Source organism: Mycetohabitans sp. B8 (assembly GCF_021991875.1).
Classification (GTDB): Bacteria; Pseudomonadota; Gammaproteobacteria; order Burkholderiales; family Burkholderiaceae; genus Mycetohabitans.
Window position 1 is genome coordinate 1 of the sequence record NZ_JAHLKR010000011.1, and the last position, 26,732, is coordinate 26,732.

General features: G+C 60.6%; 20 protein-coding genes and 4 tRNA genes. 23 read left to right on the forward strand and 1 reads right to left on the reverse strand.

Going from position 1 to position 26,732, the window contains the following annotated elements:
* Positions 1-701: 701 nt before the first annotated feature.
* The 12 genes from KQH60_RS04360 to rplL all read left to right on the forward strand — a co-directional run bounded on the left by KQH60_RS04360 (position 702) and on the right by rplL (position 7,011).
* On the forward strand, positions 702-1,610 hold the full coding sequence (locus tag KQH60_RS04360) for a hypothetical protein (protein ID WP_237575351.1): 909 nt from the start codon (positions 702-704) through the stop codon (positions 1,608-1,610).
* Positions 1,611-1,821: 211 nt separating this feature from the next.
* Positions 1,822-1,907, forward strand: a tRNA-Tyr gene (locus KQH60_RS04365).
* A 36-nt stretch (positions 1,908-1,943) separates the two neighbouring features.
* Positions 1,944-2,017, forward strand: a tRNA-Gly gene (locus KQH60_RS04370).
* Between the two features lie 15 nt (positions 2,018-2,032).
* Positions 2,033-2,107, forward strand: a tRNA-Thr gene (locus KQH60_RS04375).
* A 62-nt stretch (positions 2,108-2,169) separates the two neighbouring features.
* Entirely contained in the window at positions 2,170-3,360 is a 1,191-nt protein-coding gene (gene tuf, locus KQH60_RS04380) for an elongation factor Tu (protein ID WP_237575352.1), read from the forward strand.
* Positions 3,361-3,415: 55 nt separating this feature from the next.
* A tRNA-Trp gene (locus tag KQH60_RS04385) sits at positions 3,416-3,491 on the forward strand.
* Positions 3,492-3,530: 39 nt separating this feature from the next.
* Positions 3,531-3,911 carry a preprotein translocase subunit SecE gene (gene secE / locus KQH60_RS04390; RefSeq protein ID WP_237575353.1) on the forward strand — a complete coding sequence of 127 codons (381 nt, stop codon included), beginning with the start codon at positions 3,531-3,533 and terminating at the stop codon, positions 3,909-3,911.
* A gap of 1 nt (position 3,912) precedes the next feature.
* Positions 3,913-4,470: a transcription termination/antitermination protein NusG gene (gene nusG, locus KQH60_RS04395; RefSeq protein ID WP_237575354.1), complete on the forward strand. Its 558-nt coding sequence runs from the start codon at positions 3,913-3,915 to the stop codon at positions 4,468-4,470.
* A gap of 145 nt (positions 4,471-4,615) precedes the next feature.
* Positions 4,616-5,047, forward strand: coding sequence for a 50S ribosomal protein L11 (gene rplK, locus KQH60_RS04400; RefSeq protein WP_237575355.1), 432 nt, complete (start codon positions 4,616-4,618; stop codon positions 5,045-5,047).
* Positions 5,048-5,743: a 50S ribosomal protein L1 gene (rplA, locus tag KQH60_RS04405; protein WP_237575356.1), complete on the forward strand. Its 696-nt coding sequence runs from the start codon at positions 5,048-5,050 to the stop codon at positions 5,741-5,743.
* Between the two features lie 313 nt (positions 5,744-6,056).
* The gene (rplJ, locus tag KQH60_RS04410; protein ID WP_237575357.1) at positions 6,057-6,554 is read left to right on the forward strand and encodes a 50S ribosomal protein L10; all 498 of its coding nucleotides are present in this window, start codon (positions 6,057-6,059) and stop codon (positions 6,552-6,554) included.
* Positions 6,555-6,630: 76 nt separating this feature from the next.
* Positions 6,631-7,011, forward strand: a complete 381-nt coding sequence (gene rplL / locus KQH60_RS04415) for a 50S ribosomal protein L7/L12 (protein ID WP_237575358.1) — start codon at positions 6,631-6,633, stop codon at positions 7,009-7,011.
* A gap of 40 nt (positions 7,012-7,051) precedes the next feature.
* Here the strand turns inward: rplL and KQH60_RS04420 are convergent, their stop codons facing one another.
* A complete protein-coding gene (locus KQH60_RS04420) occupies positions 7,052-7,255 on the reverse strand; it encodes a hypothetical protein (protein WP_237575359.1) in 204 nt (67 codons plus the stop codon).
* 124 nt (positions 7,256-7,379) lie between these two features.
* Here KQH60_RS04420 and rpoB point away from each other — a divergent pair, with 124 nt between their 5' ends.
* From rpoB to rplC, 11 genes are all read left to right on the forward strand, one after another.
* Positions 7,380-11,492, forward strand: a complete 4,113-nt coding sequence (gene rpoB, locus KQH60_RS04425) for a DNA-directed RNA polymerase subunit beta (protein ID WP_237575360.1) — start codon at positions 7,380-7,382, stop codon at positions 11,490-11,492.
* 21 nt (positions 11,493-11,513) lie between these two features.
* Positions 11,514-15,764, forward strand: a complete 4,251-nt coding sequence (rpoC, locus tag KQH60_RS04430; protein WP_237575361.1) for a DNA-directed RNA polymerase subunit beta' — start codon at positions 11,514-11,516, stop codon at positions 15,762-15,764.
* Between the two features lie 499 nt (positions 15,765-16,263).
* Positions 16,264-18,168, forward strand: a complete 1,905-nt coding sequence (locus tag KQH60_RS04435) for a type III effector HrpK domain-containing protein (protein WP_237575362.1) — start codon at positions 16,264-16,266, stop codon at positions 18,166-18,168.
* A 20-nt stretch (positions 18,169-18,188) separates the two neighbouring features.
* A complete protein-coding gene (locus KQH60_RS04440) occupies positions 18,189-18,686 on the forward strand; it encodes a GNAT family N-acetyltransferase (protein ID WP_237575363.1) in 498 nt (165 codons plus the stop codon).
* A gap of 118 nt (positions 18,687-18,804) precedes the next feature.
* Positions 18,805-20,655: a DNA helicase RecQ gene (gene recQ / locus KQH60_RS04445; protein WP_237575364.1), complete on the forward strand. Its 1,851-nt coding sequence runs from the start codon at positions 18,805-18,807 to the stop codon at positions 20,653-20,655.
* 285 nt (positions 20,656-20,940) lie between these two features.
* On the forward strand, positions 20,941-21,321 hold the full coding sequence (rpsL, locus tag KQH60_RS04450; protein ID WP_237575365.1) for a 30S ribosomal protein S12: 381 nt from the start codon (positions 20,941-20,943) through the stop codon (positions 21,319-21,321).
* Positions 21,322-21,484: 163 nt separating this feature from the next.
* Positions 21,485-21,955, forward strand: coding sequence for a 30S ribosomal protein S7 (rpsG, locus tag KQH60_RS04455; RefSeq protein WP_013434778.1), 471 nt, complete (start codon positions 21,485-21,487; stop codon positions 21,953-21,955).
* A 132-nt stretch (positions 21,956-22,087) separates the two neighbouring features.
* Positions 22,088-24,190, forward strand: a complete 2,103-nt coding sequence (gene fusA, locus KQH60_RS04460) for an elongation factor G (RefSeq protein WP_237575366.1) — start codon at positions 22,088-22,090, stop codon at positions 24,188-24,190.
* Positions 24,191-24,236: 46 nt separating this feature from the next.
* On the forward strand, positions 24,237-25,427 hold the full coding sequence (gene tuf / locus KQH60_RS04465) for an elongation factor Tu (protein WP_237575352.1): 1,191 nt from the start codon (positions 24,237-24,239) through the stop codon (positions 25,425-25,427).
* A gap of 126 nt (positions 25,428-25,553) precedes the next feature.
* Positions 25,554-25,865, forward strand: coding sequence for a 30S ribosomal protein S10 (gene rpsJ, locus KQH60_RS04470; RefSeq protein ID WP_013434780.1), 312 nt, complete (start codon positions 25,554-25,556; stop codon positions 25,863-25,865).
* 209 nt (positions 25,866-26,074) lie between these two features.
* Positions 26,075-26,731 (forward strand): 50S ribosomal protein L3, encoded by a 657-nt coding sequence (gene rplC, locus KQH60_RS04475; protein ID WP_237575367.1) that lies wholly within the window; start codon positions 26,075-26,077, stop codon positions 26,729-26,731.
* The last annotated feature ends 1 nt before the right edge of the window (position 26,732 follow it).

Sequence of the window (26,732 nt, forward strand, 5' to 3'; positions counted from 1 at the left end):
CCCTTGCCCCCCAACGCCCGCTTCCAAATCGAAGCGGGCGTTGGGCTTTTAAGGGCCCACCCCCCGCTTAAGTCCACCCGCTTGCCCAACCCGCGCTCGAGCACCGCCTGGAGCGCGTGGCGTGCTCCGCTGCCCGTTCGCTCCAGTGCCTCCCGTATGGACGAGCTTGATCCAATAAGCCGCGCTAACCCCCAGCAGCGTGTTATGGCCGTCATCGCTGGCGGCACGGGTCCAGTGCGCATTCCACGGCGCGATGAGCGCCGCTTCCATTGCTGAGAAACGCTTGCCGGTCCAATGCCGGCTCGATTGCGATATTCATTGGGGGCGCGATTCGTATCACACTAGCTCGCAATGAGTATGACGTAACCTTCCATGCCACGCGACGTGACGGCCTATTACCCCAGAACCTAACAGCGCTCGTTCCTGCCTGGACATTCCCACTTTCTCACGAAGCGCTAATCAGACGACGCGAAGCCGACATTGAATAAACGAACACGACCCGAGGCGCCGAGCTCCGCATGCATTCCCATTCGTCGCGGCGAGTGCCTTATCAGATAAGCCTGTGGGCCTATACCGTAAGCGGTTGTCCCCGTGTTTCCCGTCGAGTCCCCAAATCTTTGTGCGTTAGCAGACCGAGGTCGCGAAGGCGGTTAAGCAACGATCTGTATCGGATAGCGTAAATCCGGCTCAACGAAACGGAGATGAGAAAAATGAAGGCGGTGTCAATTGCGATTGCGGCCATTTCTGTTGGAATCCTAACAGGATGCAACAGTGGGCTGACGGAAGTTTCACCGGGCGCCTATGCCGGAAGCGGCCCGAATGGGGGGCAGTTCGGTGTGCCGCAGCCCGGTACAAGTGCGAGCAACGCCGATAACGGAGGCAAGGGTACGGGCGGGCGTCCAGGTAATGACGGCAATCGGCCGGTAGCGAGCCTTGCGCAAGGCTACTACGTGGGCATGGCGACACCGGACCAGCGCGAGGTGGGTATTGTTCGGGATGATGGCGTGTTCTGGATCGCCTATGAGCGCGGCACGCCGGGATTGGGCGGCTTCGTCAGCGGCACCAGTACGACGAGCGGCACGCAGGCCAGCGGCACGCTCGTCTCCACCGACGCGATTCGCTATGACTTCGCGCAGCGCACGAGCGACGCGGAACGGGTGGACGCAAATTATGTGTACAAGGACTGCTTGTGCGGCCGCAGCACGAATGCGTCAGGCACGGTGGGGGTGGAGTTCGGCTCGACCTACCAAGGGCTGTATGAGCGGCAGCCGACGCTCGCGGCGTTAGCTGGGACGTACAGTGACGGGGTCGCGCAAACGCTGGTGGACGACCAGGGTGTCACGTTGCAGATCGATGCGGGCGGCACGCTGAACGCCCGGACCACCAATGCTTGCACGCTGACGGGTGTGTTTCGGCCGCGTACGGTGGGCAATCTGTACGACGTGACGGTCACGGCCGGGCCCGCGCCTTGCGCAACACCCGGTACGGTGTACGCGGGCGCGGCGGTGCTGGACGGCAGCAAGCTGCTGGTGATGGCCACCGATGCATCACGCCAGGCTGCGCTGGTGCTCGGCGGCACGCATTCGCCGGATAAGCCCGGTTTTCAGTAATCCTGCCCCAAAACGGTGCGCCGCTACAGCGATTTCGCCGCTTAGAGGCGGGTATTGGCCAGCGATGAGTATATCGCTTGCCTTCGGGGCCCACGTAGTTGACAATTCCTATCTTGCCAGAAGGCAAAGGACTGACGGTCGCTAAGTCGGCGGGTAGTGGCACAGATGTTGACACTCGCACCTAATTAGCCGATAATCGTCAGTTCTCTGCGGAGGGGTGCCCGAGTGGCTAAAGGGGGCAGACTGTAAATCTGTTGGCTTACGCCTACGTTGGTTCGAATCCAACCTCCTCCACCAGAATTTTGCGGCAGCGGTACTGGGTGGAAGCACCTCGCGGGTGTAGCTCAATGGTAGAGCAGAAGCCTTCCAAGCTTACGACGAGGGTTCGATTCCCTTCACCCGCTCCAGCGTTTTAGATGTTCGCCCATGTGGCTCAGTGGTAGAGCACTCCCTTGGTAAGGGAGAGGTCGGCAGTTCGATCCTGCCCATGGGCACCAGCAAGTGTCGGTGATGCGTTTGCGCGCGGCGCAACGGACCAAATTCCTGTTAGGAGTCGAATATGGCCAAAGGCAAGTTTGAACGGACCAAGCCGCACGTGAACGTGGGCACGATCGGTCACGTTGACCATGGCAAGACCACGCTGACGGCGGCGATTGCGACGGTGCTGTCGTCGAAGTTTGGCGGCGAAGCGAAGAAGTACGACGAGATCGACGCGGCGCCGGAAGAGAAGGCCCGTGGCATCACGATCAACACGGCGCACATTGAGTACGAAACAGAGCAGCGTCACTATGCGCACGTGGACTGCCCGGGTCACGCGGACTACGTGAAGAACATGATCACGGGCGCGGCGCAGATGGACGGCGCGATCCTGGTGGTGTCGGCCGCAGACGGCCCGATGCCGCAAACGCGTGAGCACATTCTGCTGGCGCGTCAGGTGGGCGTGCCGTACATCATCGTGTTCCTGAACAAGTGCGACATGGTGGACGATGCGGAACTGCTCGAGTTGGTAGAAATGGAAGTGCGCGAGCTGCTGTCCAAGTACGAGTTCCCGGGCGACGACACGCCGATCATCAAGGGCTCGGCGAAGCTGGCGCTGGAAGGGGACAAGGGCGAGTTGGGCGAGGCGGCGATCATGAGCCTGGCCGATGCGCTGGACACGTACATTCCGACGCCGGAGCGTGCGGTGGATGGTGCGTTCCTGATGCCGGTGGAAGACGTGTTCTCGATCTCGGGTCGTGGTACGGTGGTCACGGGTCGTGTGGAGCGCGGGGTGATCAAGGTCGGCGAGGAAATCGAGATCGTGGGCATCCGTGACACGACGAAGACGACGTGCACGGGCGTGGAGATGTTCCGCAAGCTGTTGGATCAGGGTCAGGCCGGGGACAACGTGGGTATCCTGCTGCGTGGTACCAAGCGCGAGGATGTGGAGCGTGGCCAAGTGCTGGCCAAGCCGGGCACGATCACGCCGCACACGCATTTCACGGCGGAAGTGTACGTGCTGAGCAAGGATGAGGGCGGACGCCACACGCCGTTCTTCAACAACTACCGGCCGCAGTTCTACTTCCGCACGACGGACGTGACCGGCTCGATCGAGTTGCCCAAGGACAAGGAAATGGTGATGCCGGGCGACAACGTGTCGATCACGGTCAAGCTGATCGCGCCGATCGCGATGGAAGAAGGTCTGCGTTTCGCGATCCGTGAAGGCGGCCGTACCGTCGGCGCCGGTGTCGTCGCCAAAATCATCGAGTAAGCCAGTTATTTGACGACTGCGATAGGGGTGGCGATGGCCACCCCGACAGGGTTTTAGGGGTATAGCTCAACTGGCAGAGCGTCGGTCTCCAAAACCGAAGGTTGGGGGTTCGATTCCCTCTGCCCCTGCCAATACAGCGCCGCTTATGCGGCGCGTTCGTTTAGGGTGTTATGGCGAATCCATCCGTCGAAACTGTGAATACCGGAAGCGACAAGCTATTGCTTGTGCTGGGCGTATTGCTCGTCATCGCCGGGATCGCCGGGTTCTACTTGTTGGGCACGCACGAGTGGTATGTGCGTGGCACGGCGCTGGTGGTCGGCATCGCCGCGGGTATCGCAGCGGCGCTCGCCTCTGCGTCAGGCAAAGGTTTTATTGGATTCGCGAAGGACTCGTACCGCGAGGTGCGTAAGGTCGTATGGCCAACCCGCAAAGAGGCTGGTCAAACGACATTGGTCGTGTTCGGTTTCGTGCTGGTGATGGCGATCTATCTTTGGGTTAGCGATAAGACCATCGAATGGGTCATCTTTTCGCTAATTCTAGGTTGGAAATGATATGAGCGATAGCGCAGCATCATCGGGTGGAAAGCGTTGGTACGTCGTGCATGCCTACTCTGGCATGGAGAAAAGCGTGCAACGTGCGCTTCAGGAGCGCATTGAGCGTGCTGGCATGCAGGATAAGTTTGGCCAGATCCTGGTCCCGACCGAAGAGGTGGTCGAGATCAAGGGTGGGCACAAATCGGTCACCGAGCGTCGGTTCTTTCCAGGCTACGTGCTGGTTGAGATGGAAATGACTGACGATACATGGCATTTGGTGAAAAATACCGCCAAAGTGACCGGATTCGTCGGTGGGGCGCGGAATCGTCCGAGTCCTATCTCGCAGCGCGAAGTCGACAAGATCATGTCGCAAATGCAAGAGGGCGTCGAAAAGCCGCGGCCGAAGACGCTGTTCGAGGTCGGTGAGTTGGTTCGCGTCAAAGAAGGCCCATTCACGGATTTCAACGGTAGCGTCATGGAAGTCAACTACGAGAAGTCGCGCGTACGTGTCTCGGTGACGATTTTTGGTCGCGCGACGCCGGTCGAGCTCGAGTTCGGCCAAGTCGAGAAGGTCTGATAGGGGTTTTATGCGTGACGCGTGCGGCGCGTCACGCAGCAAAGTGTTGACAGCCCGCTTTATTGGCTGTTGAGGAGCGCGGGTACGGTTTGCCGGAAAGCGCGTTATCACTCACCGAACGCCAAGCGTTCACCCGGGGTTTCAAATGGCAAAGAAAATCATCGGCTTTATCAAGCTGCAGATTCCTGCAGGTAAAGCCAATCCGTCGCCGCCCGTTGGCCCAGCGTTGGGTCAGCGTGGCCTGAACATCATGGAGTTCTGCAAGGCGTTCAACGCGCAAACGCAGAGCCTTGAACCCGGTCTGCCGACGCCGGTCGTGATTACCGCCTATGCGGACAAGAGTTTCACGTTTGTCCTGAAGACGCCGCCGGCAACCGTGCTCATCAAGAAGGCGGCGAAGATCGACAAAGGCTCGAGCAAGCCGCACACGGACAAGGTGGGCAAGATCACGCGCGCGCAAGCCGAAGAAATCGCCAAGACGAAGATGCCGGATCTCACCGCAGCTGACCTCGATGCGGCGGTTCGCACGATCGCTGGCAGCGCTCGTTCGATGGGCATTACCGTGGAGGGTGTGTAAATGGCCAAGATTTCGAAGCGCCTGAAGGCCCTGGAAGATAAGGTCGATCACCTGAAGCTGTATCCGGTGGACGATGCGCTCGCGCTCGTGAAGCAATGCGCGACCGCCAAGTTCGATGAGTCAATCGATGTCGCGGTGCAGCTCGGTATTGACGCGAAAAAGTCGGACCAAGTGGTTCGTGGCTCGGTCGTGTTGCCGGCCGGCACCGGCAAGAGCGTGCGTGTTGCTGTGTTTGCGCAAGGCGACAAAGCGGAGCAGGCAAAGGCCGCGGGCGCTGACATCGTTGGGATGGACGACCTGGCTGAGCAAGTCAAGGCGGGAAATCTGAATTTCGACGTCGTGATCGCGTCGCCGGATACCATGCGCGTGGTCGGCACGCTCGGCCAAATCCTGGGTCCGCGCGGCTTGATGCCGAACCCGAAGGTAGGCACCGTCACGCCAGATGTGGCGACCGCGGTGAAGAATGCGAAGGCGGGGCAGGTGCAGTTCCGTGTCGACAAGGCGGGGATCATCCATGCAACAATCGGCCGTGCATCGTTCGAACCGACCGCGTTGAAGTCGAATTTAACGGCGCTGGTTGACGCGTTGCAAAAGGCGAAGCCGGCGACAAGCAAGGGCGTTTATCTGCGTAAGATCGCGGTGTCGAGCACGATGGGCGTGGGTGTGCGCGTGGACTCGAGCACGGTTGTCGCGTAACGATCAATAACGCGGCGAGACGCAACGGTGGTTGCGCCTCGCCACACACAAGCTTTGGGCGGCTGTGTCGTTGCTGTTAAACGATGCGGCCGGTTGTCAAAGACCGTTGGCGGAAGGGTGACGAGTATGACCCGACCTTAATTGTAAGCCAACGCAGATGGCGAACCCGAAACAGTTTTGCAGGATGGAAGCAGGACACGGTGACAAGTGTACCGGCGGAAATACTCCTAACAACCTCGGACGCCGTTTATGAAACGCGGTATGCGATGTGGTCGGAAACGACCCCCTAGCATACCGAATCTGGAGGTTAAACGTGCCACTCAGTCGTGAAGATAAGCAGGCCGTCGTGGCTGAGGTTTCCGCGCAAGTCGCGAAAGCTCAGACCATCGTGCTGGCCGAATATCGTGGGATTGCGGTTGGCGATCTGACCAAGCTTCGTGCGAAGGCGCGCGAGCAACAGGTGTACCTACGCGTGTTGAAAAACACGCTCGCGCGTCGCGCGGTCGAGGGTACACCGTTTGCCCCGCTCGCCGAGCAGATGACCGGTCCCTTGATTTATAGCATGTCGGACGACGCAGTCGCGGCAGCCAAGATCATCCATGATTTTGGCAAGACGACCGATAAGCTTGTGATCAAGGCCGGCTCCTACGAAGGCAAGGTGATGGACAAGGCTGACGTGCAAGCGCTGGCTTCCATCCCAAGCCGCGAGGAACTGCTCGCGAAGCTGCTGGGCGTCATGCAGGCACCTGTTTCCGGCTTCGCGCGTGCTCTGGCCGCGCTGGCCGAAAAGAAGCAGGGCGAGGCGGCCTGACAGGCGGCCGGGCGGGAGCCTGGTTGGCCACGGATCGTTGGCTGAGGATTCAAATTCCAAGTTAGGAGTATTTTAAATGGCAATCGCAAAAGAAGACATCCTGGAAGCCGTTGGCGCGATGTCGGTTCTGGAACTGAACGAGCTGGTCAAGGCGTTCGAAGAGAAGTTTGGCGTGTCGGCCGCTGCGCTGGCCGTTGCGGGTCCGGCGGGTGCCGGCGGTGGTGCTGCCGCTGCGGCGGAAGAGCAGACCGAATTCACGGTCAACCTGCTCGAAGCCGGTGCGAACAAGGTGTCGGTCATTAAGGCCGTTCGTGAACTGACGGGCCTGGGCCTGAAGGAAGCGAAGGACCTGGTCGACGGTGCACCGAAGCCCGTGAAGGAAAGCGTGCCCAAGGCCGCGGCTGAAGAAGCGAAGAAGAAGCTCGAAGACGCTGGCGCGAAAGCTGAAATCAAGTAACTTTCGGCATTTTGCGCGAAGGGCTGGCGGTTTCGGACCGTCAGCCTTTTTGCGCTTTCTGGATCAGGCGGGCGCCTTGCAGGTCGGGCACCGCGATGATCGCCGGAGAAGCCAAAGAAAAGGCCACCGTGCACGGCACATGCCCTTTTCTTTGTCTTCTGAAGCGACTGCAGAAGGCAAGTTTGGTCGGGTAGCGGGCAACATGGGCATCCGCTGCCGTCAGCCAGCGGTTGGTAGCGGCCAACCACCAAGCTTCTTGGTCCGTTCGAGCGTCTGGACGGCCACAGGGTCTCAGTCGGTGAACACTCGGGCAATCCGGTTCACTGCTGTTGGAGCAATGAACCATCCCGCCGTGATTCGGAGATCGTATGCACTATTCCTTCACCGAGAAGAAGCGTATTCGCAAGAGTTTCGCGAAGCGCCCCATCGTTCACCCGGTTCCTTTCCTGCTGGCCACCCAGCTTGAATCATTCAGCACTTTCCTGCAAGCGGATGTGCCCGCCCCGCAGCGCAAACCGGAAGGGCTGCAGGCTGCGTTCACATCGGTCTTCCCGATTGTCTCGCACAATGGTTTCGCCCGGCTCGAATTCGTCAGCTATGCGCTGTCGCCGCCGGCGTTCGACGTCAAGGAATGCCAGCAGCGCGGCCTGACCTATTGCTCCGCGTTACGGGCAAAGGTGCGCCTGGTGATCCTCGACAAGGAATCGCCGACCAAGCCGGTCGTCAAGGAAGTCAAGGAGCAGGAAGTGTACATGGGCGAGATTCCGCTCATGACGCCAACCGGCTCGTTCGTGATCAACGGCACCGAGCGCGTGATCGTCTCACAGTTGCACCGTTCGCCGGGCGTGTTCTTTGAGCATGATAAGGGCAAGACGCACAGCTCGGGCAAGCTGCTATTCTCGGCGCGGATCATTCCGTACCGCGGCTCGTGGTTAGATTTCGAATTCGACCCGAAGGACATCCTGTACTTCCGTGTCGATCGCCGCCGCAAGATGCCGGTGACGATCCTGCTGAAGGCCATCGGCTTGACGCCTGAACAGGTCCTGGCGAATTTCTTCGTGTTCGACAACTTCACGTTGATGAACGAAGGCGCGCAGATGGAGTTCGTGCCGGAGCGGCTGCGAGGCGAGGTCGCGCGCTTTGATATCGCCGATCGGGACGGCAAGGTCATTGTCCAGAAGGACAAGCGGATCAACGCGAAGCACATCCGTGACCTCGAGAATGCGAAGACGAAGTACATCTCGGTGCCAGAGGACTACCTGATCGGTCGCGTACTCGCGAAGAACGTGATTGACGGGGACACTGGCGAAGTGATCGCCAATGCGAATGACGAGATCACCGAGAGCGTGCTCGAGAAGCTGCGCGAGGCGAGCGTGAAGGAAATCCAGACGTTGTACACGAACGATCTGGACCAGGGGCCGTACATCTCGTCGACGCTGCGTATCGACGAGACCACCGACAAGACCGCCGCGCGCATCGCGATCTACCGGATGATGCGCCCGGGTGAGCCGCCGACGGAGGAAGCGGTCGAGGCGTTGTTTAACCGTCTGTTTTATAGCGAAGATGCGTACGATCTGTCGAAGGTCGGCCGCATGAAGTTTAACCGTCGTGTCGGTCGTGATGAGATTCACGGTCCGATGACGCTGACCGACGATGACATCCTCGCGGCGATCAAGATCCTGGTCGAGTTGCGTAACGGTAAGGGCGAGGTCGACGACATCGACCACCTCGGCAACCGTCGCGTGCGCTGTGTCGGCGAGCTGGCCGAAAACCAGTTCCGCGCTGGCCTAGTGCGCGTGGAGCGGGCGGTGAAGGAGCGTCTCGGCCAAGCCGAGAGCGAGAACCTGATGCCGCACGACCTGATCAACTCAAAGCCGATTTCGTCGGCGATTCGCGAGTTCTTCGGCTCGTCGCAGCTGTCGCAGTTCATGGATCAGACCAACCCGCTGTCGGAGATCACGCACAAGCGGCGTGTGTCCGCGCTGGGTCCGGGCGGCTTGACGCGTGAGCGCGCTGGCTTCGAGGTGCGCGACGTGCATCCGACCCACTACGGCCGCGTGTGTCCGATCGAGACGCCGGAAGGTCCGAACATCGGTCTAATCAACTCGCTCGCGCTGTACGCCCACCTGAACGAATACGGCTTCCTCGAGACGCCGTATCGAAAGGTGATCGACGGTAAGGTGACCGATCAGATCGACTATCTGTCCGCGATCGAGGAAGGTCGGTACGTGATCGCGCAGGCAAATGCGGCGATCGACGACGAAGGCAAGCTGATTGATGAGTTGGTTTCGGCCCGCGAAGCGGGCGAAACGCTGATGGTCACGCCGGATCGGATCCAATATATGGACGTCGCGCCGTCGCAGATCGTGTCGGTGGCCGCGTCGCTGATTCCGTTCCTTGAGCACGATGACGCAAACCGTGCATTGATGGGCTCGAACATGCAGCGGCAGGCGGTGCCTTGCCTGCGACCGGAAAAAGCAGTGGTGGGCACGGGTATCGAGCGTACGACTGCGGTGGACTCCGGCACCACGGTGCAGGCGTTCCGCGGTGGCGTGGTCGACTATGTCGACGCGGGCCGCGTGGTGATTCGCGTCAACGATGACGAAGCGGTGGCGGGTGAGGTCGGCGTCGACATCTACAACCTGATTAAATACACGCGCTCGAACCAGAACACGAACATCAACCAGCGCCCGATCGTGAAGGTCGGCGACCGTGTCGCGCGTGGCGACGTGATCGCCGATGGCGCGTCGACGGACCTGGGCGAGCTCGCGCTCGGCCAGAACATGCTAGTCGCGTTCACGCCGTGGAACGGCTACAACTTCGAGGACTCGATCCTGATTTCCGAGCGTGTCGTCGCCGACGACCGCTATACGTCGATCCACATCGAAGAACTCAATGTCGTGGCGCGCGACACGAAGCTTGGGCCGGAAGAAATCACGCGCGACATCTCGAACCTGGCTGAAGTGCAACTGGGCCGCCTGGACGAATCGGGCATCGTCTACATCGGCGCCGAAGTCGAAGCGGGCGACGTGCTGGTCGGCAAGGTGACGCCGAAGGGCGAGACGCAACTGACGCCGGAAGAAAAGCTGCTGCGCGCGATCTTCGGCGAAAAGGCATCCGATGTGAAGGATACGTCGCTGCGCGTGCCGTCGGGCATGACCGGCACCGTGATCGACGTGCAAGTGTTCACGCGCGAAGGGATCCAGCGCGATAAGCGTGCACAGCAAATCATCGATGACGAGCTCAAGCGCTATCGGCTGGATTTGAACGACCAGTTGCGCATCGTTGAAGGTGACGCATTCGAGCGGCTGGCGCGGATGCTCGACGGCAAGGTTGTGAACGGCGGTCCGAAGAAGCTGGCGAAGGGTGCCAAGATCACGCGCGAATACCTGGATGACCTGGACCATTATCACTGGTTCGACATTCGGCTGGCCGACGAGGACGCAGCGGCGCAACTGGAAGCGATCAAGGAATCGATCGAGCAAAAGCGCCATCAGTTCGACCTCGCGTTCGAGGAAAAGCGCAAGAAGCTCACGCAAGGCGATGAACTGCCCCCGGGTGTACTGAAGATGGTCAAGGTGTACCTGGCGGTCAAGCGTCGTTTGCAGCCGGGCGACAAGATGGCGGGCCGCCACGGGAACAAGGGCGTGGTGTCGAAGATTGTTCCGGTCGAGGACATGCCGTACATGGCGGACGGCCGCCCGTGCGACGTCGTGTTGAATCCGCTTGGCGTGCCGTCGCGGATGAACGTCGGCCAGATCCTCGAGACCCACTTAGGCTGGGCCGCAAAGGGCTTAGGCTGGCGTATCGGCGAAATGCTGCAGGCCAAGAAAGCGACGCTCGTGCAGGATCTGCGATCGTTCCTGACGAAGGTCTATAACGAGTCGGGTCATCCGGAGTCGATCGACGAGATGTCCGATGATGAAGTTATCGAGCTCGCGCAGAACCTGAGGGAAGGCGTGCCGTTCGCGACGCCGGTGTTTGACGGCGCGCACGAGAAAGAGATTTCGCGCATGCTCGATCTCGCGTTCCCAGATGAGGTGGCGCAGCAGCTTGGGATGACGAAGTCGAAGAACCAGGTGGCGCTATACGACGGGCGCACGGGCGAGGCGTTTGAGCGTCCGGTGACGGTCGGCTACATGCATATGCTGAAGCTGCACCACTTGGTGGACGACAAGATGCACGCGCGCTCGACCGGCCCGTACTCGCTGGTGACGCAGCAGCCGTTGGGCGGCAAGGCGCAGTTCGGCGGCCAGCGCTTCGGGGAAATGGAAGTGTGGGCGCTGGAGGCGTACGGCGCATCGTACGTGTTGCAGGAAATGCTGACGGTGAAGTCGGACGACGTGACGGGCCGCACGAAGGTGTACGAGAACCTCGTGAAGGGCGACCACGTGATCGACGCGGGGATGCCGGAGTCGTTCAACGTGCTGGTGAAGGAAATCCGGTCGCTCGGTATCGATATCGACCTGGACCGGAACTAATCGGACTACTGGAGAGAAGCGATGAAAGCTTTGCTCGATCTATTCAAGCAAGTCCAACAAGAAGAAGTTTTTGATGCGATCAAGATCGGTCTGGCCTCGCCGGACAAGATTCGGTCGTGGTCGTTCGGTGAAGTGAAGAAGCCGGAGACCATCAACTACCGCACGTTCAAGCCGGAGCGCGATGGTTTGTTCTGCGCGAAGATCTTCGGCCCCATCAAGGATTACGAGTGCCTGTGCGGCAAGTACAAGCGCTTGAAGCACCGCGGCGTAATCTGCGAGAAGTGCGGCGTTGAGGTGACGCTCGCGAAGGTGCGCCGCGAGCGCATGGGCCATATCGAGCTTGCCTCGCCGGTCGCGCACATCTGGTTTCTGAAGTCGCTGCCATCGCGCCTGGGCATGGTGCTCGACATGACATTGCGCGACATCGAGCGCGTACTGTACTTCGAAGCCTATGTCGTGATCGATCCGGGCATGACGCCGCTCAAGGCGCGGCAGATCATGACCGAAGAGGATTACTACAATAAGGTTGAGGAGTACGGTGACGAGTTCCGCGCTGAAATGGGCGCGGAAGGTGTGCGTGAGTTGCTGCGCTCGATCGACATTGATGCGCAGGTCGAGCAGCTTCGCACCGAGCTGAAGAACACCGGCTCCGAAGCGAAGATCAAGAAGTACGCGAAGCGCCTGAAGGTGCTCGAGGCATTCCAGCGTTCGGGCATCAAGCCGGACTGGATGATTCTCGAGGTGCTGCCGGTGCTGCCGCCGGAGTTGCGTCCGCTGGTGCCGCTGGACGGCGGCCGGTTCGCGACGTCGGACCTGAACGACCTGTATCGTCGCGTGATCAACCGTAACAACCGGTTGAAGCGTCTGCTCGAGCTGAAGGCGCCCGAGATCATCGTGCGCAACGAAAAGCGGATGTTGCAGGAGGCGGTCGACTCGCTGCTCGACAACGGCCGTCGTGGCAAGGCAATGACTGGCGCGAACAAGCGGCCGCTGAAGTCGCTTGCCGACATGATCAAAGGCAAGGGCGGCCGCTTCCGCCAGAACCTGCTCGGTAAGCGCGTTGACTACTCGGGTCGCTCGGTGATCGTCGTCGGTCCGACGCTCAAGCTCCACCAGTGTGGCCTGCCGAAGTTGATGGCGCTCGAGTTGTTCAAACCGTTCATCTTCAACAAGCTTGAGGTGATGGGCGTCGCGACGACGATCAAGGCGGCAAAGAAGGAAGTTGAAAGCCAGACGCCGGTCGTGTGGGACATCCTCGAAGAGGTGATCCGCGAGCATCCGGTGATGCTGAACCGCGCGCCGACGCTGCACCGCCTGGGGATCCAGGCGTTCGAGCCGGTGCTGATCGAAGGCAAGGCAATCCAATTGCACCCGCTCGTGTGCGCGGCGTTCAACGCCGACTTCGACGGCGACCAAATGGCCGTGCACGTGCCGCTGTCGCTCGAGGCGCAGATGGAGGCGCGCACGCTGATGCTCGCGTCCAACAACGTGTTGTTCCCGGCCAACGGCGATCCGTCGATCGTGCCGTCGCAGGATATCGTGCTGGGCTTGTACTATGCGACGCGCGAAGCGATCAATGCGAAGGGTGAAGGGATGACCTTCACCGGCGTGAGCGAAGTCCTGCGCGCGTATGAGAACAAGGAAGTGGAGCTGGCCTCGCGCGTGAACGTGCGGATCACCGAGATGGTGACCAACGAAGATCGCTCCGAGGGTGCGCCGAAGTTCGTGCCGAAGGTCTCGTTGTATGCGACCACCGTCGGCCGTGCGATCCTGTCGGAGATCCTGCCGCCGGGTTTGCCGTTCAGCGTGCTGAACAAACCATTGAAGAAGAAGGAAATCTCGCGGCTGATCAACACGGCGTTTCGCCGTTGCGGCTTGCGCGAGACTGTCATCTTCGCCGACCAGCTGATGCAGTCCGGATTCCGGCTGGCCACGCGCGCCGGGATCTCGATCTGCGTCGACGACATGCTCGTGCCGCCGCAAAAGGAAACGATCGTGGGCGAGGCCGCCAAAAAGGTCAAGGAATACGATCGCCAGTACATGTCGGGCCTGGTCACCGCCCAGGAGCGCTACAACAACGTGGTTGACATCTGGTCGGCTACCTCCGAGTCGGTTGGCAAGGCGATGATGGAGCAGCTGTCGACCGAGCCGGTGGTGGACCGCGATGGCAACGAGACGCGCCAGGAATCGTTCAACTCGATCTACATGATGGCGGACTCCGGTGCCCGTGGCTCGGCGGTGCAGATTCGCCAGTTGGCGGGCATGCGTGGGCTGATGGCCAAGCCGGATGGCTCGATCATCGAGACGCCGATTACCGCGAACTTTCGCGAAGGCCTGAACGTGCTGCAGTACTTCATCTCGACGCACGGCGCACGTAAGGGCTTGGCGGATACCGCGTTGAAGACCGCGAACTCGGGCTACCTGACGCGTCGTCTGGTCGACGTGACGCAGGATCTGGTGGTCGTCGAGGACGACTGTGGCACCAGCCAGGGCGTGGCAATGAAGGCGCTGGTCGAGGGTGGTGAAGTCGTCGAGGCGCTGCGCGACCGGATTCTCGGTCGCGTCGCGGTGGCCGACGTCGTCAATCCGGAAAACCAGGAGACGCTGTACGAATCGGGTACGCTGCTGGACGAAACCGCGGTCGAGGAGATCGAGCGCCTCGGTATCGATGAAGTGCGCGTGCGCACGCCATTGACCTGCGAAACGCGCTACGGGTTGTGCGCGAAGTGCTATGGTCGCGACCTGGGACGCGGCTCGCTGGTGAACGTGGGCGAGGCGGTCGGCGTAATCGCCGCGCAATCGATCGGCGAGCCGGGCACGCAGCTGACGATGCGCACGTTCCACATCGGTGGTGCGGCATCGCGGGCGGCGGTGGCCTCTAGCGTCGAGGCGAAGTCCAACGGTATCGCGCGCTTCACCGCGACGATGCGCTATGTCACGAACGCAAAGGGCGAGCAGATCGTCATTTCGCGCTCCGGCGAAGTCGTCATCGCGGACGACCACGGCCGCGAGCGCGAACGCCACAAGATCCCGTACGGTGCGACGCTGCTGCAGTTGGACGGCGTGCAGATCAAGGCGGGTACGCAGCTCGCGACGTGGGACCCGATGACGCGTCCGATCATCACCGAGTACGGTGGCACGGTGAAGTTCGAGAACGTCGAAGAGGGCGTGACCGTCGCGAAGCAGATCGACGAAGTGACCGGCCTGTCAACGCTCGTCGTGATCGACTCCAAGCGCCGCGGATCGCAGTCGTCCAAGAGCGTGCGTCCGCAAGTGAAGCTGCTGGATGCGACCGGCGACGAAGTGAAGATTCCGGGAACCGAGCATGCGGTGCAGATCGGCTTCCAGGTTGGCGCGCTGATCACGGTGAAGGATGGTCAGCAGGTCCAAGTCGGTGAGGTGCTGGCGCGGATTCCGACTGAGTCGCAGAAGACGCGCGACATTACCGGTGGTCTGCCACGGGTTGCCGAGTTGTTCGAGGCGCGCTCGCCGAAGGATGCGGGCATCCTGGCGGAAGTGACCGGGACGGTGTCGTTCGGCAAAGACACGAAGGGCAAGCAGCGCCTGGTCATCACGGATCTGGACGGCAATCAGCACGAATTCCTGATCGCGAAAGAAAAGCAGGTGCTCGTGCATGATGGCCAGGTCGTCAACAAGGGCGAGATGATTGTCGACGGGCCGGCCGATCCGCACGACATCCTGCGCTTGCAGGGCATCGAGGCGCTGTCGCGCTACATCGTCGACGAAGTGCAGGACGTGTATCGCTTGCAGGGCGTGAAGATCAACGACAAGCACATTGAAGTGATCGTGCGCCAGATGCTGCGCCGCGTGCAAATCGTCGACAACGGCGATACGCGGTTTATCCCGGGCGAACAAGTTGAACGTTCCGACATGCTCGACGAGAACGACCGGATGATCGCGGAAGACAAGCGGCCGGCAACCTACGAGAACGTGCTGCTGGGTATCACGAAGGCGTCGCTGTCGACCGATTCGTTCATCTCGGCTGCCTCGTTCCAGGAGACGACGCGCGTGCTGACCGAAGCCGCGATCATGGGCAAGCGCGACGACCTGCGTGGTCTGAAGGAGAACGTGATCGTCGGTCGCCTGATCCCGGCCGGTACGGGGCTTGCGTTCCACAAGGCGCGCAAGAGCAAGGAGACGGCGGATCGCGAGCGTTTCGAGCAGATTGCGGCAGAAGAAGAGCACGCGAGCCCATTCGACTTCGTCACGCCGGAGATGCCGGTCGAGCATCCGCATTCGGAAAACGAGTGACGCATGCCGGCGTCGGGTTGACGGCGCCGGCAGCCTCTCGTGACCGCATGACAGCGTGCCCGGTCAGGTGTCCGCGTGTCAGTAGACTGTCAGTCTGCGGCGCCCGATGGTTGAACAATGAACCCTACGTACGAGAGTGCGTAGGGTTTTGTCTTTGTATGGATCGACGAGCGTGTTGAGCGGTTGGAGATTAGAGACAAGGGGGCAAGAGGCAGGGGGTAGGAGGTAGGGCATTAGGGTCGTAGCCAGCGGACATCGGTCGGCAATTGGAAGGTGGAATGGGTGCAGTTGGCATCCGGCCTACACCAGGGTCTTCAAGGCGGCGGGCGCCAACTGTCACATAAGGCGAGACAGGGATTCGCATCAAGCCACGGCAGTTCGCAGTTTCCGGAGCCTGGTTCGGCGGCATGCTGATAATCGATTCACGATCCGTTGCCCCGTTCAGGGCATGTCTTGCGCACCACTGTTGCTGGCGCGCCACCGAGAGGAGCCAAACTCGATGAATACTTTAGTGCAGCAGTGGAGTAGCCCATGGCTCAACACGGGACTACACATTCCTGAAGCCGACGCCAAGGGTGACAAGCCTGACGCGCAGAGTGATAAATTTCCGTCCCACTTGAGCCTGTTGGGGCTGTCCTACCTAGATTTGGAGTGGGAAGACTCCGATGTCGACGACAGCGGCTCGGAGACCGATATATGGGCTCCCCCGGCGCAGACAGCGCACGATGGCATCAAAGCGAACCAGTCCGGCACCGAATCGAATACGCCGTCGAGCAGCGCCAAATCGGATACATCAGCCTTCGGAAACCGCACCTTTGTGATCCGTGCGCCGTTCGTTACCGTCAACGACGAACAGGATTGGTCAGACGACGATTCGACCATCGTAGATGGGGCGGACACGGATACCGACACGACAGAATGTGGTTGTGACGACGAGTTTATTCAAGGCGACCCGAAGTATGCCGCCCTCGATAATTTCATTGACCAGTACGAAGGTGATGACTTATCGAAGTGGAACGACATGGCCTCGGCCGATCAATGCATCCAGTTGGAGCGCCCGATTGCCGCGATGCAGATCCTGAGCGGCCAAGTTGATGGGGCCATGGATGAGATGAAGCAAGCCGCGCTGCAGTATGTCAACGACAATCCGTCGCTCAAGAGTGCACTGCAGCGAACCGGTGCATTGAAGGATGATGGAACGGTCGACCAGGGAAAAATGGGCGACTTTTTAAAATCGGTTCATAAAAATCTGGAACAGGCCGATAACAATATCCAAGAGTATATGAAGAAGCACCCAGACGCCGATCCCGATTCGTTGGCAACGGCGCGCTCGGCTGCACTGCTGCAAGCCTACATCGCGATCACCGGCCAGTCCACGGGCCACCAGGACGCCGGTGGTAAGAACCATAGCTACAACGGCGGAAAGGGCGGCGGCATGGTGGCGACTAAACAGCAGGTCTGCGATCTACAAAATAACAGTGGTTTCAGCGACGCGCTGAAGAATGCCGCGAAGGCATTGTCGACCAACGGCGGGTTCGACGCGATTGACCGCGCCGGCGTCGACAAGGCGACGAACAAGGCCGATAACTTGATCAACGACGATAACCTGACGAGCTTCATCAAGGAAGAAGCACCGACGGACGAACAATCCGACTTGAACTTTTTAAAAGACGCAGGCCTGAAAAACGTCACCGCCAATACAGATATTAGTACGTTGAATCAGGACATCTTTGCTCATCCCGGCAATTACACGGCGGAGCAGAAGGCCGCGGTCATGTGCAAGCTGATGCAGACGCTGATCAACGTACAGGCCGGCGGTAGCGATCATCTGCGCAACGTCGACGAGACGGTCAAAGTGCTCACGCAGGACATCCAGACCCTGGCTAATGATCCGGCCGTGGGCGAGTACCTGAAAAAGAAGCTGCCGCCTGAAATGGAGAGCCTGGCGCAGTTGTTCGAAAAAGCGGGCGGCGGCGCGGCGTCGAACGGTGCCGAAAGCGCCGATTCCAGCGCCAGCGGCAACGGATCGTCCAGCGCGAATCCGCTCGACATCATCGACACGATCAAGGACGCGGTCAAAGATACTAAGGACATTGGCTCATGGCTTACCCGCGGCGCCGGGGCGGCTGGTGAGGCTGCGGCAGAAACGGGTGAAGTCGCCACCAAAATTGCGACGACCGCTGCCCGCGTCGCGGGCAACGTGGCGGGCGAAGCGGTTGCCGGGATCGTCAGCGCGGTATCGACGGTGCTCGATGCACTCGGGCCGATTGGCGAAATTGCCGGTGTGATCGCGACGATTGTGTCGGCGATCGTTGAAGCGGTGCACAAGAAGCAGAATCAGGAAAAGTTTGCCGATAACGTGAATCCGACGCTGCAGCAATTCGGCATTCCATTGCCAACCTGATCCGCTGTTTGAACCCAATCATGCGACGAATCGTGTATCACCGTGGCGACGAAGTCATGCGCTTTGTCGCCGCGGCAACGGGCGAGGCGAGCTACAACGACTGCACGACGATTGGGCTCGAAAAAGACGGCCATATCGTGGCCGGCGTGGTGTACCAAGGGTACAACGGCCCGAACGTGCTGATGCACTGCGCGATGCTGGAGTCGCGTCATCTGCTGACGCCGGCGTTTCTGTCGGCGGTTTTTCTGTATCCGTTCGTGGTGCTCAACTGCCGGCGGGTGACGGGGCTGGTGCGCACGGATAACCTGCGTGCGCAGCGGCTCGACGAGCACCTGGGTTTTCGGCGTGAAGGCATTATGCGCGAGGGTGCCGGAGACGGCACGGATTTCATCCTCTATGGCATGCTCAAGCAGGAATGCCGCTTCCTGCGCGGACGATATTTGCAGGCGCTGCAGCAGGAGTTGGGGCTGATCATGCCCGGGCCGACGCGGACCCAGCGCGCCGAGCCGTCTAAGTGACTCCTACCGAACGGTATCCTTCATCGGCCATCGGGCGGATACCGCTGACTGCGCGCGGTTGATAAAATGTACCGGTCTGAACGCGCACGCTGCGTGCCGTTCCCACCCGTGGAGTTGCATGTCCCGCTGTCTTGCGTTGCTTAAAGAGGTCTTCGGCTATCCGGCGTTTCGCGGGCCGCAGGCCGATATCGTTGAACATGTCGCGGCGGGGCACGACAGCCTTGTGCTGATGCCCACCGGTGGCGGCAAGTCGTTGTGTTACCAGATTCCCGCGCTGGTGCGGCACGAAGCCGGCCTGGGCGCCGGCATCGTGGTGTCGCCGCTGATCGCGTTGATGCAGGACCAGGTCGCGGCATTGACCGAAGCGGGGGTGCGGGCAGCCTACGTGAACTCGGCGCTCACCGCGGCCGAGGCGGCGGCGACCGAGCGCGCGTTCGCGCGTGGCGAGTTGCAGTTGTTGTACGTTGCACCGGAGCGACTGCTGACAGCACGGTTCCTGGAGCTGCTCGCGCGCAGCCGGATAGGGTTGTTTGCGATCGACGAAGCCCACTGCGTGTCGCAGTGGGGCCATGATTTCCGGCCCGAATATATGCAGTTGTGCGCGCTGCACGAGCGTTTCCCGCAGGTGCCTCGCATTGCGTTGACCGCGACGGCAGACGCGCTCACGCGCGAGGAAATCATCGAGCGGCTCGCGCTGAACAACGCTCGAGTGTTCATTTCGAGTTTCGACCGGCCAAACATCCGTTACCGGATCGTCGAGAAGGACAATGCGCGTGTGCAATTACTCGATTTTATCCGGGCCGAGCACACCAACGTGGACGGCACCACCGATTCGGGCATCGTCTATTGCCTGTCGCGGCGCAAGGTCGAGGAGACGGCTGACTGGCTGATACAGCAGGGGCTGCGCGCGTTGCCGTATCACGCCGGCATGGACGCGCAGCTTCGCCAGCGGCACCAGCAGGTTTTCCAGCACGAGGAGGGGGTTGTGATGTGCGCGACGATCGCGTTCGGAATGGGGATTGACAAGCCGGACGTGCGCTTCGTCGCGCATCTGGACCTGCCCAAGAGCATCGAAGGCTACTATCAGGAAACCGGCCGGGCCGGCCGCGATGGCCTTGCGTCCAACGCGTGGATGGCCTACGGGTTGGGCGACGTCGTGCAACAGCGCAAGATGATCGACGAGTCCGAGGCCGACGAGTTGCACAAGCGAGTGCAAACGGCGAAGCTCGATGCGTTGCTTGGATTGTGCGAGACGGCCGGATGCCGGCGCGTGCATTTGCTCGGCTATTTTGGCGAAACGGGCCAACCCTGTGGCAACTGTGATACGTGCCTGGAGCCGCCGGCAACCTGGGATGGCACTCGCGAGGCGCAGATGGCGCTGTCATGCGTGTACCGCGTGCAGCGGGCTAGCGGCTTTGGATTTGGTGCGGGCCACCTGATCGACATATTGCGCGGCAACAAAACCGAGCGCGTCAAGCAACGGGGGCACGATGCGTTGAGCACTTTTGGTATCGGCGCAGGGTTGTCAGAGGCGCAATGGCGGGCGATTTTCCGCCAGTTGATTGCGCTAGGCCTGCTTGCTGTCGATCATGGAGGCCACGGCGTACTGGTGCTCACGGAGGCGAGCAAGCCGGTGTTGAAGGGGGAGCGCAACATCACGCTGCGCCGGTATGCTAAACCTAAACGGGTGCGTGAGGCGGATGGCGCGCGTCGCGGCGAGCGCACCGATCCGACCGCTGGCATGTCGCCGCACCAGCGTGCGCGCTGGGACCGGTTGCGCGCCTGGCGTAGCGAGACAGCCAAGGCCGACGGCGTGCCGGCCTACGTCATTTTCCACGATGCGACGTTAGCCGAGCTGGCCCGCAGCGCGCCGGTTTCGCGCGATGAACTGCGCGGCGTACCGGGCCTGGGCGCGCGCAAATTCGAGCGCTTCGGTGACGAACTGCTCGAGGTGATCAGCGACGACTGACGGCGGTAGTCGCTCCATCGGCGTGAGCCAATGCGCGCAACCTGCTGTTGACGTACTTGCAAATCTTGGATTACTATGCCAGGTTCCGGTATTCGGCGCGATTGCGCTCGCATCGCTGGTCGCCCTCTTGGTTATTGTAGGTCGGCCGGTTGTCAGCATGGCGGGCGCGGCACTATTGCCGCCGATTATTCCGGTGTCGGTTCATCGGGTGGCGTGCGTGCAGCCATTCAGGTCCGCTTGCCCGGGCCTGCGTCGTCCGATTTTGTCTATTTCCAGGAATCAACAATGCCAACCATCAATCAATTGGTTCGCAAAGGCCGCGCTTCGGAGCATGTGAAGAGCAAAAGCCCGGCCTTGCAGGACTGTCCGCAGCGTCGCGGCGTGTGCACCCGTGTGTACACGACGACGCCCAAAAAGCCGAACTCGGCGCTTCGTAAGGTCGCGAAGGTGCGTTTGACGAACGGCTTCGAGGTTATCTCGTACATCGGTGGTGAAGGCCACAACCTGCAGGAGCACTCGGTCGTGCTGATTCGCGGCGGCCGGGTCAAGGACTTGCCGGGTGTGCGTTACCACATGGTGCGCGGCTCGCTCGACACGCAAGGCGTCAAGGACCGCAAGCAGGCCCGTTCGAAGTATGGTGCAAAGCGCGCCAAGGCGGGTAAGTAAACTGCATCGCCCGTCGATGCAAAGGCGGTAGTGCCGGATCGATCGGCGCTATCGAGTAAGTGGTCACCCGGCCAAGCTGGTTAGTCGTGAGATGGATCGGGTTAGTTGGTGGCCGCGGAGTGGGGAACATAACCGCTCCAACTGAACAGTCAAAGGAACAGAAATGCCGCGTCGTCGCGAAGTCCCCAAGCGGGAAATATTGCCGGACCCGAAGTTCGGCAATGTTGATGTTGCAAAATTCATGAACGTACTGATGCTGTCGGGCAAGAAGTCGGTGGCCGAGCGCATCGTGTACGGGGCTTTCGAGCAAATCCAGGGCAAGGCCGGCAAGGACCCCCTGGAAGTGTTCACTGTCGCGCTGAGCAACGTGAAGCCGGTGGTTGAAGTGAAAAGCCGCCGCGTTGGAGGCGCGAACTACCAGGTTCCGGTCGAAGTGCGCCCGTCGCGTCGTATGGCATTGGCGATGCGCTGGTTGCGTGAGGCCGCGAAAAAGCGTAGCGAGAAGTCGATGGCGCTGCGCCTGGCCGGTGAACTGCTCGAGGCCGCGGAAGGTCGGGGCGGCGCGATGAAGAAGCGCGACGAAGTGCACCGGATGGCGGAAGCGAACAGAGCTTTCTCGCATTTCCGTTTCTAACGGCCGTTTAGGCTGGAAAGCCTGGTAAACGGAGAAGAAAATTCCGGGCGGGTGCGCTTCCAAAGCGCCTCGCCCGTTTGTGTTAAGGCGCACCGGGGTTCTCCCGCTGCGCAATCCTCTTGAGAGATTAAAGTGGCTCGTAAGACTCCTATCGAGCGTTACCGTAATATCGGTATCAGCGCTCACATCGACGCCGGCAAAACGACGACGACCGAGCGCATCCTGTTTTACACCGGTGTGAACCACAAGATCGGCGAAGTGCACGATGGTGCCGCGACGATGGACTGGATGGAGCAGGAGCAGGAACGTGGTATCACGATCACGTCCGCTGCGACGACGGCGTTCTGGAAAGGCATGGGCAACAACTACCCAGAACACCGCATCAACATCATCGACACGCCGGGACACGTGGACTTCACGATCGAGGTCGAGCGCTCGATGCGCGTGCTCGATGGCGCGTGCATGGTGTACTGCGCGGTCGGTGGCGTGCAGCCGCAATCGGAAACCGTGTGGCGCCAGGCCAATAAGTACAAGGTGCCGCGGCTCGCGTTCGTGAACAAGATGGACCGTACCGGCGCAAACTTCTTCAAAGTGTATGACCAGCTGAAGACGCGCCTGAAGGCCAATCCGGTGCCAATCGTCGTGCCGATCGGTGCAGAGGAGTCGTTCAAAGGGGTCGTCGACCTGTTGAAGATGAAGGCGATCGTTTGGGACGACGCATCGCAAGGAACGAAGTTCGAATATGCCGATATTCCGGCTGAACTCGTGGACACGTGTAACGAGTGGCGCGAGAAGATGATCGAGTCGGCAGCCGAGGCGAGCGAGGCGCTGATGGAAAAGTATCTCGGTGGCGAAGCGCTGACCGAAGATGAAATCGTCAAGGCGCTGCGCGATCGCACGATCGCCTGCGAAATTCAGCCGATGCTGTGCGGGACCGCGTTTAAGAACAAAGGCGTGCAACGCATGCTGGATGCGGTGATCGACTTCCTGCCGTCGCCGGTCGACATTCCGCCGGTCAAGGGCGAGACCGAGAGCGGTGAGGAGGTGGAGCGCAACGCATCGGATGACGAGAAATTCTCGGCGCTCGCGTTTAAGATCATGACGGACCCGTTCGTTGGCCAATTGATTTTCTTCCGCGTGTATTCGGGCGTCGTCAATTCTGGCGATACCGTGCTGAACTCGACGAAGGGCAAGAAGGAGCGCGTCGGACGGATTCTGCAAATGCACGCGAACCAGCGCGAGGAAATCAAGGAAGTGCGCGCTGGCGACATCGCCGCCGCGGTCGGCCTGAAAGAGGCGACCACCGGTGACACGCTGTGCGATCCGGCCAACCCGATCGTGCTTGAACGTATGGTGTTCCCGGAGCCGGTGATCTCGCAGGCCGTCGAGCCGAAGACGAAGGCCGACCAGGAAAAGATGGGCATCGCGCTGAACCGCTTGGCGCAAGAGGACCCGTCGTTCCGCGTGCATACCGACGAGGAATCGGGCCAGACGATCATCTCGGGCATGGGCGAGCTGCACCTGGAAATCCTAGTCGATCGGATGAAGCGCGAATTCAACGTCGAGGCGACGGTTGGCAAGCCGCAGGTGGCTTACCGCGAAACGATCCGCAAATCGGCAGAGGACGTCGAAGGCAAGTTCGTTAAACAGTCCGGCGGTCGCGGCCAATACGGCCATGCGGTCATCACGTTGGAGCCGAATGAGCAAGGCAAAGGCTACGAGTTCCTCGACGAGATCAAGGGGGGAGTGATTCCGCGCGAGTACATCCCCGCGGTCGACAAGGGTATTCAGGAAACGCTGAAGAGCGGCGTGCTGGCCGGTTTCCCGGTCGTCGATGTGAAGGTGCACTTGACGTTCGGTTCGTACCACGACGTGGACTCGAACGAAAACGCGTTCCGGATGGCCGGTTCGATGGCGTTCAAGGAAGCGATGCGCCGGGCGAATCCGGTGATTCTCGAGCCGATGATGGCTGTCGAAGTCGAGACGCCGGAAGAGTACATGGGCAATGTGATGGGCGACCTGTCGGGCCGCCGCGGCATCGTGCAGGGCATGGAAGACATGGTCGGCGGCGGCAAGATCGTCCGCGCGGAAGTGCCGATGTCGGAAATGTTTGGCTACTCGACGTCGCTGCGCTCGCTGACGCAAGGCCGTGCGACGTACACGATGGAGTTCAAGCACTATGCCGAGGCTCCGCGCAACGTGGCTGATGCGATCATCAACGCGAAAGCGAAGTGATCGGTCGGCAAACTCATTCACGAACCACTATTGAAAGAAGAGAAATATGGCTAAAGGTAAATTTGAGCGGACCAAGCCGCACGTGAACGTGGGCACGATCGGTCACGTTGACCATGGCAAGACCACGCTGACGGCGGCGATTGCGACGGTGCTGTCGTCGAAGTTTGGCGGCGAAGCGAAGAAGTACGACGAGATCGACGCGGCGCCGGAAGAGAAGGCCCGTGGCATCACGATCAACACGGCGCACATTGAGTACGAAACAGAGCAGCGTCACTATGCGCACGTGGACTGCCCGGGTCACGCGGACTACGTGAAGAACATGATCACGGGCGCGGCGCAGATGGACGGCGCGATCCTGGTGGTGTCGGCCGCAGACGGCCCGATGCCGCAAACGCGTGAGCACATTCTGCTGGCGCGTCAGGTGGGCGTGCCGTACATCATCGTGTTCCTGAACAAGTGCGACATGGTGGACGATGCGGAACTGCTCGAGTTGGTAGAAATGGAAGTGCGCGAGCTGCTGTCCAAGTACGAGTTCCCGGGCGACGACACGCCGATCATCAAGGGCTCGGCGAAGCTGGCGCTGGAAGGGGACAAGGGCGAGTTGGGCGAGGCGGCGATCATGAGCCTGGCCGATGCGCTGGACACGTACATTCCGACGCCGGAGCGTGCGGTGGATGGTGCGTTCCTGATGCCGGTGGAAGACGTGTTCTCGATCTCGGGTCGTGGTACGGTGGTCACGGGTCGTGTGGAGCGCGGGGTGATCAAGGTCGGCGAGGAAATCGAGATCGTGGGCATCCGTGACACGACGAAGACGACGTGCACGGGCGTGGAGATGTTCCGCAAGCTGTTGGATCAGGGTCAGGCCGGGGACAACGTGGGTATCCTGCTGCGTGGTACCAAGCGCGAGGATGTGGAGCGTGGCCAAGTGCTGGCCAAGCCGGGCACGATCACGCCGCACACGCATTTCACGGCGGAAGTGTACGTGCTGAGCAAGGATGAGGGCGGACGCCACACGCCGTTCTTCAACAACTACCGGCCGCAGTTCTACTTCCGCACGACGGACGTGACCGGCTCGATCGAGTTGCCCAAGGACAAGGAAATGGTGATGCCGGGCGACAACGTGTCGATCACGGTCAAGCTGATCGCGCCGATCGCGATGGAAGAGGGCCTGCGTTTCGCGATCCGCGAAGGCGGCCGTACCGTCGGCGCCGGTGTCGTCGCCAAAATCATCGAGTAAAATCGCCGGTTTGCTGTAGCGGTATGTCGTAGTGTCCGGAGCGGGCGCCCGTTTCCCGATTGGGGCCCGCTTCATGTTCTTTGGTTATGGCGATGCCATATCGCCTCGCTCTTTACAGGAAATGTCATGCAAAAGCAGAAAATCCGTATCCGCCTGAAAGCTTTCGACTACAAGCTGGTCGATCAATCAGCGCGGCAGATTTTCGAGACGGTACAGCGCACCGGCGCGATCCTCGTTGGCCCGATCCCGCTGCCGCGGCGCATCCAGCGCTTTGACATCCTGCGTTCGCCGCACGTGAATAAGACGTCGCGCGATCAGCTGGAAATCCGCACGCACCTGCGCTTGCTGGACATCGTTGATCCGACCGACAAGACCGTAGATGCGCTCATGAAGCTCGACTTGCCAGCGGGCGTCGACGTCGAAATCAAGCTGCAGTAACGCGGCTTTGCGGCGTACCCTGCACGGCGATGGCGTGGTGCGCCTAAGTCATTGATTGCTTGCAAAAAACGAAAAGCCCTGCTACAATGCCAGGCTTTTCGCGTATTTGCGTTAAAAAGCCGTGTGACAGGTGGGCGTTAGCCTTCTTTCCTGTTCGCCGGTGTTTCGTAATCAGCCCCGACCAATCGCAGTCGGGAATGGAGAAAACGATGAGCCTTGGACTCGTAGGTCGCAAGGTTGGGATGACCCGTATTTTCACGGCTGACGGTGATTCGATTCCCGTGACCGTGCTGGACGTGTCGGACAACCGCGTGACGCAGATCAAGACCGTTGAAACGGACGGTTATACGGCCGTGCAGGTTGCTTTCGGTGAGCGTCGCGCGTCGCGTGTGACCAAGCCGCTGGCTGGTCATCTCGCCAAAGCCGGTGTTCAAGCCGGTGAAATCCTAAAGGAATTCCGCATCGATGCCGACAAGGCGGCCGAGTTGTCGCCAGGCGCGGTGATCAGTGCCGACTTGTTCGAAGTGGGTCAGAAGGTTGACGTGCAGGGCGTGTCCATCGGTAAGGGCTATGCCGGTACGATCAAGCGCTACAACTTCGGTTCGGGCCGCGCGTCGCACGGTAACTCGCGTTCGCACAACGTGCCGGGCTCGATCGGTATGGCGCAGGATCCGGGTCGTGTGTTCCCGGGTAAGCGTATGACCGGCCACCTCGGTGATGTGACGGCCACTACGCAGAATCTCGAGATCGCACGTATCGACGCGGAGCGCAAGCTTATCCTCGTCAAGGGTGCGGTGCCGGGCGCAAAGGGCGGCAAAGTTTTCGTGACGCCGGCCATTAAGGCTCGCGCGAAGAAGGGGGCGTGAC